We start from the raw sequence: 12994 nt of genomic DNA on the forward strand, positions 1-12994 counted from the left end.
GGGGGCGCAGCCCCCAGCGGGGTCGAAGGGGCGGAGCCCCTGGTGATGCACACCACCGCCGGGCACCTGACAACCCGCCCGAACAACCTGCGTACCCTCGCGAACAGACCCGCACGCCCCCAGGGAGCCCCGTGACCACCACCCCCCTGCTCACCGAGCTCACCCTCCGAGCCGGCACGGAGGCCCACGCACGCCGCCGTACACCCTCGACCTGCCCCTGCGGAGCGACCACCACCCTCGCCGATCGCCCCGACGCCACAGTCGTCCGTCACGCCGACACGGTCGCCAAGGCCCACGCCCCCGACACCGACCAAACCGAGCTGACACCCCGCCTCACCACCGCCACCCACCTCCCCGACCTCCTCCTCCCCCCGCTCAGCCCGACGCCCGTCGACCTGCACGGCAGACTCGTCACGTTCTGGCCGTACGGCACCCCCGTGGACCCGGAGAACCCGGACGCGGCCCCCTGGGAACCCGCCGCCACCCTCCTCGCCCGCCTCCACCGAACCCCCGCCCCGACCCACCTGCCCCCGATGCGCGGCCCCGCCAAAGCCGCGCTCGCCGTCGCCCGCCTACGGGACGCCACCTCGCACCCGGCCGTCGCCGACGTCCTGCACGCCTGGTCCGCCCTCCCCGCCTGGGCGCGCGCGGAGGCCCCCATGCCGGACACCACCACCCTGTGCCACGGCGACCTCCACCTCGGCCAGCTCGTACGCCACCCGGCCCCCGACGGCCCCTGGCGGCTCATCGACGTCGACGACCTCGGCGTCGGCGTCCCGGCTTGGGACCTGGCCCGCCCGGCGGCCTGGTACGCCTGCGGCCTGCTCTCGCCCGAGGACTGGGCCCGCTTCCTCGCCGCCTATCGCGCGGCGGGCGGACCGGCCGTCCCGGCGGACGGTGACCCCTGGCCGGCCCTGGACATCCCCGCCCGTGCGCTCACCGTGCAGACCGCGGCCCGCGCGATCGCGAAGGCGGTCGCGGCGGACCGGCCCCTGGACGAGGTGGAGCAGGCGGTGGTCGACGCCTGTGGCCGAATGGGTTCCACCCCGCCGCAGTTGGCACACGGTTTCCCAAAGTAGGGTGCAACCGACCGCAGCCGGACAGAGTCTGTCCTGGCGTAACGCGAAGCAGGACCGACCGGCGAGGAGTTGAGCCGACGATGCAGTGTCCGAAGTGTCACGCACCGATGCACACGTACAACCGCAATGGTGTCCAGATCGAGCAGTGCAGCGGCTGCCGCGGGATATTTCTCGACTACGGCGAGCTGGAGGCACTGACCCGCATGGAGTCCCAGTGGGGAGCCGGTCAAGCCGTCCCGCCGCCCCCGGCCGCCCCGCAGTACCCGGCCCAGCCCGTCGCTCCCGCCTGGGGCGCGCAGCATGGCGGCGGCCACTACGGCGGTCACCACGGAGGCCACCACCGCAACAAGGGCTTCGGCCGCATGCTGTTCTCCAGCTGACCGAGAGACGAGGAAGCCCCCGGCCGCAGGGCCGGGGGCTTCGGTGTGTGGACGATACTGGGATTGAACCAGTGACCTCTTCCGTGTCAGGGAAGCGCTCTCCCGCTGAGCTAATCGTCCTCGGGAACTGCATCTACTGCGTGCGCGATACTGGGATTGAACCAGTGACCTCTTCCGTGTCAGGGAAGCGCTCTCCCGCTGAGCTAATCGCGCGGGACAGACCTTCGATGATCTGTCGAAGATCCAGTGGACGATACTGGGATTGAACCAGTGACCTCTTCCGTGTCAGGGAAGCGCTCTCCCGCTGAGCTAATCGTCCTTGGAGGTGGAGACGGGATTTGAACCCGTGTAGACGGCTTTGCAGGCCGTTGCCTCGCCTCTCGGCCACTCCACCAGGAGCGTAGGGGTTCGGGAAGATCCCCCACTTCCTGCGAGCGGACGACCAGGTTCGAACTGGCGACCTCAACCTTGGCAAGGTTGCGCTCTACCAACTGAGCTACGTCCGCTTGTCGTTTCCGGCCCGCTCGCGCGTCCCGGTGACGTGTTGAACTCTAGCGGATTCCGGAGCCAGTACAAAAACGCGTTTGCGCAGCGTGCTGCGCTGCGCATGGCGACAGACGTGGTCAGGGCACCCGAGGGGACATGACCAGGTCACTCGCAGGTCACCCGCCATAGACTCGACTGCGTGCTCGACCTGCCTCCTCTCGCCCGTTTCGGCGACCGTCTCGCCACCGGCCTCCTGGACGTCACCAGCGATCCCGCGGCCCTGGACTCCACCGGCTTCTGGGCCGTGGCCGCGGATTTCGAGGGTGGGCTGACCTGCGCCCGGTTCCGGGACGTGCGGGCGGAACAGGTGCCCGCCCCGGTGCCGGGGGCGTGGCGGGGGCCGGCGGCCGATGCCTGGACGTCCTCCCTCGACCGCGCCGCGTACACGGCCGGGGTGCGCCGCATCCGCGAGCACATCGCGACCGGCGAGGTCTACCAGGCCAACCTCTGCCGGGTGCTGTCCGCGCCGATCCCCCCGGACGCCGACGTGGACGCGCTGACGGCCCTGTTGGCACGCGGCAACCCGGCACCGTACGCAGGAACGATCCGGCTGCCGGAACACGGCGTGGAGATAGCCACCGCCTCGCCCGAACTGTTCCTCCACCGCGACGGCCGGGTCGTCGAGTCCGGCCCCATCAAGGGCACCGGACGCACCGAGGCCGACCTCCTGGAGAAGGACTACGCCGAGAACGTCATGATCGTGGACCTGGTCCGCAACGACATCGGGCGGGTCTGCGCCACCGGCAGCGTGAGCGTGCCCGACCTGTGCGCCGTGGAGAAGCACCCGGGGCTCGTGCACCTCGTGTCGACGGTCCGCGGCGAGCTGCGCGCCGACGCCGGCTGGCCGGAGCTGCTCGACGCCGCCTTCCCGCCCGGCTCGGTCACCGGCGCACCCAAGTCGAGTGCCCTGCGGATCATCGACGCGCTGGAGACGGCACCCCGCGGCCCGTACTGCGGAGGCATCGGCTGGGTCGACGCCGACCGGGGCGAGGGCGAGCTGGCCGTGGGCATCCGCACCTTCTGGATCGACCGCGCGGAAGGGGTCCTGCGCTTCGGCACCGGCGCCGGGATCACCTGGGGCTCGGATCCCGAGGGGGAGTGGCAGGAGACCGAACTCAAGGCGTCCCGACTGCTCGCGGTAGCGTCGGGGACGTACGAGGTGAGCGGAGAAGGACTGACGACGTGCTGTGCCGGCCCGGGGGACGCAGCATCCGATAGCGACTCCGCCGCGGGCCGGACCCCCGGCCGACACGACGCCCCCGGTGCGGACCAGCGAGGAAGAGACCAGTGAAGCTTTGGCTCGACGGCGGGCTGCAGGACATCGAGGCCGCCCGCGTTTCCGTCTTCGACCACGGGCTGACCGTGGGCGACGGCATCTTCGAGACGGTGAAGGCGACCGACGGGAAGCCGTTCGCGCTCACCCGGCACCTCGACCGGCTGACCCGCTCCGCGCGCGGTCTCGGCCTGCCCGACCCCGACCACGACGAGGTCCGCCGCGCCTGCGCCGCCGTCCTCGAGGCCAACCCCATGCCGCTCGGCCGGCTGCGCATCACGTACACCGGCGGCCACGGCCCTCTCGGCTCCGACCGTGGCGAGCACGGCCCGACCCTCGTGGTCGCCCTGGGCGAGACCACCCGCCGCCCCGACTCCACGGCCGTGATCACGGTCCCGTGGACCCGCAATGAACGCGGCGCCCTCACCGGCCTCAAGACGACCTCCTACGCCGAGAACGTCGTCGCGCTCGCCCGCGCCCGCCAACACGGCGCCTCCGAAGCGCTGTTCGCCAACACGGTCGGACAGCTCTGCGAGGGCACGGGGTCGAACGTCTTCGTCGTCCTGGACGGCGAGATCCGCACCCCGCCGGTCGCCTCCGGGTGCCTGGCGGGCATCACGCGCGCGTTGGCCGTCGAGTGGACCGGCGCCAAGGAGAGCGACCTTCCTCTGGACGTCCTGGAGCGGGCGGACGAGGTCTTCCTCACCTCCACCCTGCGGGACGTCCAGGCCGTGCACCGCGTCGACGACCGCGAACTGCCGGGCACACCGGGCCCGGTGACCGCCAAGGCGATGCGGATCTTCGACGAGCGGTCCGGGAACGATCTGGATCCGTAGAAAGCCACAGGAAAGCCGCAAGGAAGCCGCAAGAAGGCCGTAGATATTCGGCTGACCCGGAGCGTCGCAGCGGGTAGAACTCCGGTGATGACCACGACCCTGCGGCCGACCGAGCCGCTCCAGCGTGCCGCCGACGGGGCGCTGTCCCGCCACTACCAGGTGTGCGTGAACAGCCGTCCCGTCGGAGCGGTACACCTCTCGACGCACCCCGCCTTCGGGCCGACCGTCGCTCAGATCCAGGATCTGCGGATCGAGGAACCGGACCGCAGGCGCGGCCGGGGCACGGTCGCCGCGCTCGCCGCCGAGGAGGTGGCGCGGGGCTGGGGCTGCAAGCGGCTGGAGATCAGGGTTCCGGCCGACGCGGAGACCGCGCTGCGGCTCGCCACGGCGCTCGGCTACGTCCACCGCAACCGCGGCATGGAGAAGCAGCTCGGCACCACCGCCCCCGAACTGCCCGAGGGCAGCCGGGGCAGACCCATGACGGAGGCCGAGTTCGAGCCGTGGAACGAGCGCGGCCTCGCGGAGTACGCCCAGGACTGGATCGACCGCGGCGTGCCTGAGGACGAGGCCTGGGCCAAGGTGAAGCGGGACAACGCCGAGGGGCTGCCGCAGGGCCGGGCGACGGAGAACATGCTGTTCAGCGTGCTGGAGCACGAGGGCATCAGGGTCGGAATCCTGTGGGTGGCGTTGATCGGCGACAAGGCGTTCGTCTTCGACGTCGAGACCGACGAGGCCTTCCGCGGCCAGGGGCACGGCCGCTCCCTGATGCTGCTGGCCGAGGGCCAGGCGATCGCCGCGGGCAGACGCGTGCTCGGTCTCAACGTCTTCGCGGGCAACACTCCGGCCGAGCGGCTGTACGAGTCACTGGGATACGAGCCGGTGGGCTACTCGCTGTACAAGAGCCTGCTCTGAGGCCGGCTCACGCCTGCTCGGCCAGCAGCCGGTCCGCGATCTCCTCGATGCGCTCGCGCAGTCCCTCCTGGCTCTTGCCGCCGTCCAGGCGCTCGCCGCCGATGACGTAGGTCGGGGTGCCGGTCACGCCGATCGCCTTGCCCTCGGCCTGGTCGGCGTCGACGATCAGGATGTGCCGGCCGTCGATCAGCGCGGTGTCGAACTCCTCGGCGTCCAGCCCCAGTTCACCGGCCATCTCGACCAGGAAGGGCTCCCCCTCACGGCCCAGCTCCTCGACCCGCCCGAGCACGGCCTCGACGTACGGCCACCCCTGCCCCTGCTCCACGGCCTCCTCGGCGGCCTGCGCGGCGGCGAAGGCGTGCTTGTGCTTCTCCAGCGGGAAGTGCCGCAGCCGCAGCTCCAGACGGTCGCCGTACCGGGCGCGCAGGGCCCGCAGGTCGTCCAGGGCGCTCCGGCAGTCCGGGCACTGGAGTTCGCACCAGACGTCGAGCACGGGGGCGGCGGGACGCACGGGGGAGGAGTCGCTCATGGTCACAGTCTCCCAGCCCGGGCCGGGACGACCCAATCGGACCTCGGGCGCCGCCGGGCACCTTCGCCGGTACGACACCGATCCGGCACCTCCGGAGGAGCCGACCCGGAGATGTCCCTGATGTCCCGCCGGGGCATGGCCCGCCGGGGTCCGAGAGGTGCAGGATGGAAGGGGACGAAGTGGTCCCTTCCCGATCGAGCCCTGCCTGGAGGACCGGATGATTGCCGAGACCGTCTGTTCCGCCGGCGCCGCGGCCGGCCTGGGCATCGCGGTGGTCACGGCCTACCGCAAGCGCTTCCTCGCGGCCACCCGCATCGCCGCCTACTCCCTCGTCCCGCTCGGCCTGGTGATGACCGGGGTCGTCGATTGGCTGGCGGACACCGCGTTCAGTCCCACGGCCTGGGCGGGCTTCGCCGTGCTCGGCGTCTCCTGGGCGCTGTTCTCGACCACACGGGCCGTGGAACGCAGGCGCGGCGGCACCCGCAAGGAGCGCAAGGCGGCGGCCCGGGGAGCACAGAGCGAGGCGGTCGCGCCCGCGGCGTCCGCACCCTCCCTCGGCCCGGGGACGCGCACGACGGCCCGGCCGGCGAGCCGGCCCCGTACCGAGTCCGGCGGGGACGACTTCAGCGACATCGAGGCGATCCTGAAGAAGCACGGCATATGACCCTCGCATGACGACTGAAACGACACAGTGAGTCCCCGCGCCCGGCCACCGGCGTCGACGACCTGACGTCGGCGTCACGGGATCCGGCGAACTACCGCTCGTTCCGGGCGTGTTGAACGCGCCAGGTGTGTCGATTGCGCCATCATCGCCGCGAGATGCTGGACACGAAACAGAGCGATACCGCGCCGCCGCAGGACGAGCCGCGTGGATGCCTCTTCGCCCTTTCCCAGCCACCGCTGATGATCTTCCTTGCGGTGATCGGGTGTCTGCTGCTCATGGCTGCGCTGCACGACCTGCTGCTGCTCTGAGCCGTACCCCGTGGTTCCCCGGCGTCACCCGCCGGGGGCCACGTCGACACCACCGTCCGGCCCGGGTGTCAGCCCGCCGCTTCCTTGCGCCGCGCCCGGTAGGCGGCCACATGCAGGCGGTTTCCGCAGGTACGACTGTCGCAGTACCGCCGCGACCGGTTGCGGGAGAGGTCGACGAAGGCCCGCCGGCAGTCGGGAGCCTCGCAGCGCCGCAGCCGCTCCTCCTCACCGGCCACCACGAAGAACGCCAGCGCCATCCCGCAGTCGGCCGCCAGGTGATCGGCGACGGAGGCGCCGGGTGCGAAGTAGTGCACGTGCCAGTCGTAGCCGTCGTGGTCGGTCAGGCGGGGAGTGGTGCCCGCGGCGGCGACCAAATCGTTGATCAGTCCGGCGGCGGTCCGGGCGTCCGGGGCGGCGAAGACCGAGGCGAAGCGTGCGCGGACCTTCCGCACCGCCGAGAGGTCGAACTCCGAGAGCACGCCGACATCGCTGATTTCGTGCTTTCGTACGAAATCCTCGAGGGCCGCTACGTCCGGCAGCGCGTCCGGCGTCGCGTCGTCCTCCGGCGCGGTGTTCACCAGATCCACCACGGCGTCGAGGGAGCACCTGGTGTCGTGGGTGATCAGCACGTTTCGCTCCCTGGCCTGGGGGTCGGGCGGACGCCCGCCGATGCTGGCCGATGGTAGTGGCTCAGGCCGCACTGGTGGCGGACACCTGTGCGCAGGGAGCCCTGGGGCCTGTCCGGCGGATCAGCTCGGCGTCGCGGGGTCCGGCACGCGAATCTGCCGCGTAGTCGTCACTCGCCGACTCCGCCCGCCCTCCGGCACCCCCGTCTTGCAGCTGCACGCACCAGCCCCCGCTCGGCTCGCTGCGAGGCACCGTCGTTTGCAGCCGACCTGATCCGCCGCAGAGGCCCTGGACCGTCGGTCAGGCAGCGCACACACCGCACGCGCACCGGCGCCGCCCCCACGGAGTGATCCGCGGCGACGGCGCCGGTGTGTTGCCTGTATGCAGTTGTCTTGGCCCGAGCCGTCTCCCCGAGTGGACGGCGCCGGGCGGCTCTGTTCGGCCTCGCGGTTAGCTTTCCGCCAGGATGTGCGAGAGCTCCTGATCGAGATCGAAGTGGCGGTGCTCCGTGCCGGGAGGCACGGCGGCGTCCGTCCGCTTCAGGTACGACTCCAGGGCTCGCGCCGGGGCCTCCAGCAGGGCTTCGCCCTCCGGAGAGCTCAGGGCGATGCACACGACGCCCTGACCGTGACTGCGCGACGGCCAGACACGGACGTCGCCGGTTCCGGTGGGCCGATGGAGGCCCTCCGCGAGGAGGTCGCGGGCGAACACCCACTCGACGGTTTCCTCGGCTCCGGTGTGGAAGGTGGCGTGCACGGCGTAGGGGTCGGCCGTGTCGTACCGCAGGCCTGCGGGGACAGGCAGGGAGGACTCGCTCGACACAACGAGGCGCAGGTGCAGCTCGCAGCTGACCGTGGTGTTCATAAGCGCCAGGGCCTTTCGCTCAGTGTGCGCTCGGGGATTCGCACGTCGGCGAAATCGACATGCCACCTACGGTGCCGTTGTAAACCCCTCTGAGTGTTTTGCGTGCCTTTACGTAACTCTTCCGGCCGAGAACCCGTTCGCGAGGTACGACCATTCCGGTGACTGGTTTCTCTCGGGTAGGGTTTGGCTGTATGAACACGGGGAGTGACGAGCCGGGCGAGGTTGCCGTGGCGTCGGACAAGACGGAAACGAGCGGGGCGCAGAGCGAGCAGGGGCTCGGCTCGAAGGCGCCCGCATTCATCAAGGCGCGCCGCATGCTGCACCTGAGCTGGCAGGTCGGCGTCTTCATCATCGGGCTCGCGGTCGTGGGCGCCGGCATCGTCATGCTGCCGCTGCCCGGGCCCGGGTGGGTCGTGATCTTCGGCGGCATGGCGATCTGGGCGACCGAGTTCGTCTGGGCCCAGCTGGTGCTCCGCTGGACCAAGCGCAAGGTCACCGAGGCGGCCCAGAAGGCGCTCGACCCCGAAGTCCGGCGGCGCAACATCATCCTGACGTCGATCGGCCTGGTGATCGTGGCCGTGATCGTCGGGGTCTACCTCTACAGGTTCGGCTTCGAGATGCCCTGGAACATCAAGGACCAGTGAGCCGGGACGGGGGTGCGGGGGCCGGTCGGCGCTGGTCACACGCACCCCCTGACATGGGGTAATCTTCTTCCTGCGTCCGGGCGATTAGCTCAGTGGGAGAGCGCTTCGTTCACACCGAAGAGGTCACTGGTTCGAACCCAGTATCGCCCACCACCCGGATACGACGGCCCGTCCGCAGACAGTGCGGACGGGCCGTCGTCGTGAGCCCCCGGCAGGTGGGACGGCCGTCGTCGTGAGCCCCCGGCGGGTGGGAACGGCGGTCGTGGGATCGCCCCTCTGTGGCGTGACCGTCCGCAGCCTCAAGTCCCCACGGCCCAGACCTTTTTCGGCCGCGCGACGTTCTCGTGCGGCGACCTGCTTCCTGTTCGGCCGGCCGACCCGACGCCTCTCACCTGGGGCATCGTCAAGTCCGAAGCGCCGTACGGCTCTTGAGCGCCGCCGGATCGCCGCGTCGGCTCACAAGAAATTCCTGTCCGAATCATTGACGCACCCCGAGGCCCTCCGTAGCTTGTGCCAGCAAGCGCTTACTTGAAACGATTCATGCAGGCGGCAATGACGCTGCGGGGAGGGGGCCCAACCATGGGAACCAGCAGGAATGTTGAGAGGCGAACGATCCTGAAGGTGGCCGGGGCCTCGGCGGCCACGCTGGGGCTGGCCGCGACGACGGGCTGCGGTGGCGACAGCGGTTCGGGGAATGGGAATGTGACGCTCCGTTATGCGTGGTGGGGCGGCGAGCCGCGCACCATCGCCATCAAGAAGACGATCGCGCTCTTCGAGAAGAAGTACCCGAAGATCAAAATCAAGCCTGAATTCACCGACTACGAGGCGTTCTGGGAGAAGTTCCAGACCCAGGCCTCCGGCGGGAATCCGCCGGACGTTTTCCAGAATGCGGTCGGTTTCCTGCGCAAGTACGACAAGCGCGGTGTTCTGCTGGATCTCAAGACGCAGGCGGACGCGGGGAATCTGAGCCTGGAGGACTTCCGCAACGGCGTTCTGGCGAACGGTCAGGTCGACGGCAAGCAGATCGGCATACCCGTCGGCGCCAACACGATGGCGCTCGTCATCGACCTCAAGGCCTTCGAGAAGGCGGGCGTGGAGGCGAAGTTCGGCTGGACCTGGGACGAGTACTTCGACGCGCTCCAGACGATCCAGGACAAGCTGAAGATCGCCGGTGACACCGGCTACTTCGCCATCATGTACCTCTACGACCTGTACCTGCGTCAGAACGGCAAGGCCTTCTTCACCGACTCCGATCTCGGCTTCACCGAGGACGATGTGACGCAGTGGTGGGCGGACGGCTACAAGCGCGTGAAGTCCGGGCTCGTCGCCGACCCGAAGAAGATCGAGCAGGTCAAGCCGAAGTCCGGTCTGTCGGCGGGGCTCGCCGCGTCCGAGTTCACCTGGGACAACTTCTCCATCCGCTACGAGGGCGAGGGCGAGTCGGACTACGGGCTCGCGCCGATTCCCACCACGGACGGCAAGGACACCGGCCAGTACCTCGGCTCGCTGATGCTCAGCGCCTTCTCCGGGACCAAGCACCCCAAGGAGGCAGCCCAGTTCATCGACTTCATGGTCCACGACCCCGAGGTCGGCAAGATCATGGGCTATGACCGCGGCATCCTCGCCACGACCGAGCAGTACGACGCGTTCAAGCCCACCGACGCCAACAACAAGGGCGTCGCGGCCTACGAGGACGAGGTCGCCAAGGCGGGCGTGCTCGGGAAGATCACCCCGCACCCGTCCGGCGCCGACGTCATCGAGGCGGCGTTCCTGCGCCTCGGCGGTGAGGTCGCCCAGGGCAAGACCAAGCCGGCCGACGCCGCGAAGGCGCTGTTCAGCGAGGCCAAGGCCGCGTTCGCGGGCTGAGGGGACGTACCACCATGACGCTCGTCAAGGAAGCGCCCGCGCGCCCGGCGAAGAAGCGGCCCGCCGCTCCTGCAGCCGGGCGGCGCGGGCGGCGCCGCGAGAACCTCGCCGGCTATCTCTTCATGTCGCCGTGGATCGCGGGATTCCTGCTGCTCACGGCGGGGCCGATGATCGCGTCGCTGTACTACGCGTTCACCAGCTACAACCTGTTCACGCCGCCCCAGTGGGTGGGGCTGGACAACTTCACGACGATGTTCCAGGACCCGCGCTGGCAGAAGTCGGTCGAGGTCACGCTGAAGTACGTCGTCGTGGCCACACCGCTGAAGCTGCTCCTCGCGCTCGGGGTGGCGCTGCTGCTCGCGCAGAAGCGGCGCGGACAGGCCCTGTACCGGGCCGCGTTCTACATGCCGTCCCTCATCGGTGCCAGTGTCTCCGTGGGCTTCGTGTGGCGGGCACTGTTCTCCGACGACGCCGTCGTGGACCGTACGCAGAAGATCTTCGGGGTCGACGTCGGCGGCTGGATCGGCAATCCGGACTATGTCCTGTACTCCCTGGTGGCTCTGAGCATCTGGCAGTTCGGTGCGCCGATGGTCATCTTCCTGGCCGGCCTCAAGCAGGTCCCACAGGAGTTGTACGAGGCCGCCGAGGTGGACGGGGCCGGTCCCTTCCGGCGGTTCTGGAACATCACGTTGCCGATGATCTCCCCGGTGCTCTTCTTCAACGTGCTGCTGGAGTCCATCCACGCGTTCCAGGTGTTCGGCTCCGCCTACGTCGTCTCCGACACCCGGTGCGGGCCCGCCGACGCCACGCTCGTCTACACCTGTTACCTCTACCAGAAGGGCTTCAAGGAGGCCCAGATGGGCTTCGCCTCCGCGATGGCCTGGACGCTGGTGATCGCGGTGGCGCTCGTCACGGCGGTCCTGTTCTGGTCGCAGAAGAAGTGGGTGCACTACGAGGAGGCAGCCAAGTGACCAGTGTCACCAGCCCTGTTGTGCACGCCACGAACGAGCGGCGGCGCATCGGCTCCCTCGCCTGGCACGTGGGCGCGCTCCTCGTGCTCGCGGTCGTCCTCTACCCGGTGATCTGGGTGCTCGGCGCCTCGTTCAAGCCGAGCAAGGACATCATCGCCAGCCTCGACCTGCTGCCCACCAAGCCGGTCTGGGCGAACTTCTCCGGGCTCGCCGACGGCATCTCCGGCATCTCCATCACCAGCTTCTTCACCAACTCGCTGATGTACGCGGGCCTGGCCGTGGTCGGTGTGGTGCTCTCCAGCTCGCTGACCGCGTACGCCTTCGCCAAGATCCGGTTCGCCGGGCGGAACCTGCTGTTCACGCTGATGATCGGTACGCTGCTGCTGCCGTATCACGTACTGCTCATCCCGCAGTACGTGATGTTCCGCAAGCTCGAGTTCATCGACACACTGGTGCCGCTCGTCGCGGGCAAGTTCCTGGCCACGGAGGCGTTCTTCGTCTTCCTGATGGTGCAGTTCATGCGCGGCCTGCCGCGCGAGCTGGACGAGGCCGCCAAGCTCGACGGCTGCGGGCACCTGAGGACCTACTGGTCCATCGTGCTGCCGCTGAGCCGGCCCGCCCTCATCACCAGCGCCATCTTCACCTTCATCAACGCGTGGAACGACTTCATGGGGCCGTTGATCTACCTCAACACCCCCTCCAAATACACCGTTTCGCTCGGCCTGATGATGTTCCGCGACCAGGAGGGCATCTCCAACTACGGCAGCATGATCGCGATGTCGCTGGTGGCGCTGGTGCCCGTCATCGCCTTCTTCATGGCCTTCCAGCGCCACCTGATCGACGGTATGGCGACGTCGGGTCTGAAGGGCTGAGGTGGTCACCATGGCCCGAGCGCGCGTCAAGCCCCGCAGGGAGTCCGTGTTCGGCGAGCGCTTCGCGGTCTTCGCGGAGTGCCTGCTCACCGGAGTGTGGATCGCCGTGGCCTGTCTCGGGGTCGTCACCTACCCCGCGGCCTTCGCCGCCGGCGCACGGCATCTGCGGCGTCGTACGGCCCATGAGGTCGGCGGCTGGCGGGAGTTCGTCGCGGACTTCCGGGCGGCCGTGCGCGGCGGGTGGGCCGTCGGGCTCGCCGGCTGGGCGGCGGCCGCCGCGGTCTGGGTGGACGTCCTGGCCGCGCGGGCCGGGCTTCCCGGCGGGCCGTTCGTCGGGGCCGTCGGTCTGTTCGCGCTGATCGGGCTGGCCGTGGCCCTGCTGCGGGCGGCGGCCGTCTGGACGCCGGGTGCCGCCTGGCGGGCGTTGCTCGCCGACGCCGGGCGGCGGACCGTGCGCGATCCCGCCGGGTCCTTCCTCGTCGTCTGCGGGCTGGCCGTCGTGGCCCTGTCCGCAGGGTTCCTTCCGCCGCTCGCGGTCCCCGTCCTCGGGGCCGTCGCGGCGGCGGCCGTCGCAGTGGAGGAGCGGTACCGGCACCGCTGACGGGCGGTGCCCTCACACAAGG

15 protein-coding genes and 6 tRNA genes are annotated in these 12994 nt (G+C 69.8%); 13 read left to right on the forward strand and 8 right to left on the reverse strand.

Annotated elements, in window-relative coordinates; all coding sequences use genetic code 11:
- The first annotated feature begins 131 nt into the window (after window positions 1-131).
- Together IG08_RS0125825 and IG08_RS0125830 are read left to right on the forward strand one after the other, a co-directional pair.
- Window positions 132-1079 carry a phosphotransferase family protein gene (locus IG08_RS0125825; RefSeq protein WP_030606877.1) on the forward strand — a complete coding sequence of 316 codons (948 nt, stop codon included), beginning with the start codon at window positions 132-134 and terminating at the stop codon, window positions 1077-1079.
- Window positions 1080-1159: 80 nt separating this feature from the next.
- Window positions 1160-1459 carry a TFIIB-type zinc ribbon-containing protein gene (locus tag IG08_RS0125830; protein ID WP_078655749.1) on the forward strand — a complete coding sequence of 100 codons (300 nt, stop codon included), beginning with the start codon at window positions 1160-1162 and terminating at the stop codon, window positions 1457-1459.
- Between the two features lie 48 nt (window positions 1460-1507).
- Here the strand turns inward: IG08_RS0125830 and IG08_RS0125835 are convergent.
- The 5 genes from IG08_RS0125835 to IG08_RS0125855 form a co-directional block, all read right to left on the reverse strand.
- Window positions 1508-1579, reverse strand: a tRNA-Val gene (locus IG08_RS0125835).
- Between the two features lie 21 nt (window positions 1580-1600).
- A tRNA-Val gene (locus tag IG08_RS0125840) sits at window positions 1601-1672 on the reverse strand.
- A 34-nt stretch (window positions 1673-1706) separates the two neighbouring features.
- A tRNA-Val gene (locus IG08_RS0125845) sits at window positions 1707-1778 on the reverse strand.
- A 1-nt stretch (window position 1779) separates the two neighbouring features.
- A tRNA-Cys gene (locus IG08_RS0125850) sits at window positions 1780-1853 on the reverse strand.
- 39 nt (window positions 1854-1892) lie between these two features.
- A tRNA-Gly gene (locus IG08_RS0125855) sits at window positions 1893-1965 on the reverse strand.
- Between the two features lie 179 nt (window positions 1966-2144).
- On the opposite strand from IG08_RS0125855, the gene IG08_RS0125860 reads away from it, so the two are divergent.
- From IG08_RS0125860 to IG08_RS0125870, 3 genes are all read left to right on the forward strand, one after another.
- Entirely contained in the window at window positions 2145-3296 is a 1152-nt protein-coding gene (locus IG08_RS0125860; RefSeq protein WP_030606882.1) for a chorismate-binding protein, read from the forward strand.
- On the forward strand, window positions 3293-4114 hold the full coding sequence (locus IG08_RS0125865; RefSeq protein ID WP_030606884.1) for an aminotransferase class IV: 822 nt from the start codon (window positions 3293-3295) through the stop codon (window positions 4112-4114). Before IG08_RS0125860 ends, IG08_RS0125865 begins: the two co-directional genes overlap by 4 nt.
- A gap of 87 nt (window positions 4115-4201) precedes the next feature.
- On the forward strand, window positions 4202-5026 hold the full coding sequence (locus IG08_RS0125870) for a GNAT family N-acetyltransferase (protein ID WP_030606886.1): 825 nt from the start codon (window positions 4202-4204) through the stop codon (window positions 5024-5026).
- Window positions 5027-5033: 7 nt separating this feature from the next.
- On the opposite strand, the gene IG08_RS0125875 is transcribed toward IG08_RS0125870, so the two are convergent.
- The gene (locus tag IG08_RS0125875; protein WP_030606889.1) at window positions 5034-5555 is read right to left on the reverse strand and encodes a DsbA family protein; all 522 of its coding nucleotides are present in this window, start codon (window positions 5553-5555) and stop codon (window positions 5034-5036) included.
- 217 nt (window positions 5556-5772) lie between these two features.
- On the opposite strand from IG08_RS0125875, the gene IG08_RS0125880 reads away from it, so the two are divergent.
- Together IG08_RS0125880 and IG08_RS60745 are read left to right on the forward strand one after the other, a co-directional pair.
- A complete protein-coding gene (locus IG08_RS0125880) occupies window positions 5773-6219 on the forward strand; it encodes a hypothetical protein (RefSeq protein WP_030606892.1) in 447 nt (148 codons plus the stop codon).
- Between the two features lie 155 nt (window positions 6220-6374).
- Window positions 6375-6527, forward strand: a complete 153-nt coding sequence (locus IG08_RS60745) for a hypothetical protein (protein WP_167348056.1) — start codon at window positions 6375-6377, stop codon at window positions 6525-6527.
- Between the two features lie 68 nt (window positions 6528-6595).
- Here the strand turns inward: IG08_RS60745 and IG08_RS0125890 are convergent, their stop codons facing one another.
- Together IG08_RS0125890 and IG08_RS0125895 are read right to left on the reverse strand one after the other, a co-directional pair.
- Window positions 6596-7156, reverse strand: a complete 561-nt coding sequence (locus IG08_RS0125890) for a CGNR zinc finger domain-containing protein (protein WP_030606895.1) — start codon at window positions 7154-7156, stop codon at window positions 6596-6598.
- Window positions 7157-7604: 448 nt separating this feature from the next.
- Window positions 7605-8018, reverse strand: coding sequence for an SsgA family sporulation/cell division regulator (locus tag IG08_RS0125895; RefSeq protein WP_030606897.1), 414 nt, complete (start codon window positions 8016-8018; stop codon window positions 7605-7607).
- A gap of 191 nt (window positions 8019-8209) precedes the next feature.
- Between IG08_RS0125895 and IG08_RS0125900 the strand changes: the two genes are divergently transcribed.
- From IG08_RS0125900 to IG08_RS0125925, 6 genes are all read left to right on the forward strand, one after another.
- On the forward strand, window positions 8210-8662 hold the full coding sequence (locus IG08_RS0125900) for a TIGR02611 family protein (RefSeq protein WP_030606900.1): 453 nt from the start codon (window positions 8210-8212) through the stop codon (window positions 8660-8662).
- A gap of 78 nt (window positions 8663-8740) precedes the next feature.
- Window positions 8741-8815 (forward strand) — tRNA-Val (locus tag IG08_RS0125905).
- A gap of 426 nt (window positions 8816-9241) precedes the next feature.
- A complete protein-coding gene (locus IG08_RS0125910) occupies window positions 9242-10528 on the forward strand; it encodes an ABC transporter substrate-binding protein (RefSeq protein WP_030606904.1) in 1287 nt (428 codons plus the stop codon).
- 14 nt (window positions 10529-10542) lie between these two features.
- Complete coding sequence (locus IG08_RS0125915) at window positions 10543-11499, forward strand: carbohydrate ABC transporter permease (RefSeq protein ID WP_030606906.1); 957 nt, start codon at window positions 10543-10545, stop codon at window positions 11497-11499.
- Window positions 11496-12371, forward strand: a complete 876-nt coding sequence (locus tag IG08_RS0125920; RefSeq protein ID WP_030606909.1) for a carbohydrate ABC transporter permease — start codon at window positions 11496-11498, stop codon at window positions 12369-12371. The genes IG08_RS0125915 and IG08_RS0125920 overlap by 4 nt, the downstream gene beginning before the upstream one ends.
- Window positions 12372-12381: 10 nt before the next feature.
- Complete coding sequence (locus tag IG08_RS0125925) at window positions 12382-12972, forward strand: hypothetical protein (protein WP_030606911.1); 591 nt, start codon at window positions 12382-12384, stop codon at window positions 12970-12972.
- Window positions 12973-12994 lie beyond the last annotated feature (22 nt).

The sequence above is a fragment of the Streptomyces fulvoviolaceus genome (genome assembly GCF_000718165.1).
In the GTDB taxonomy this organism is placed as follows: Bacteria; Actinomycetota; Actinomycetes; order Streptomycetales; family Streptomycetaceae; genus Streptomyces; species Streptomyces fulvoviolaceus.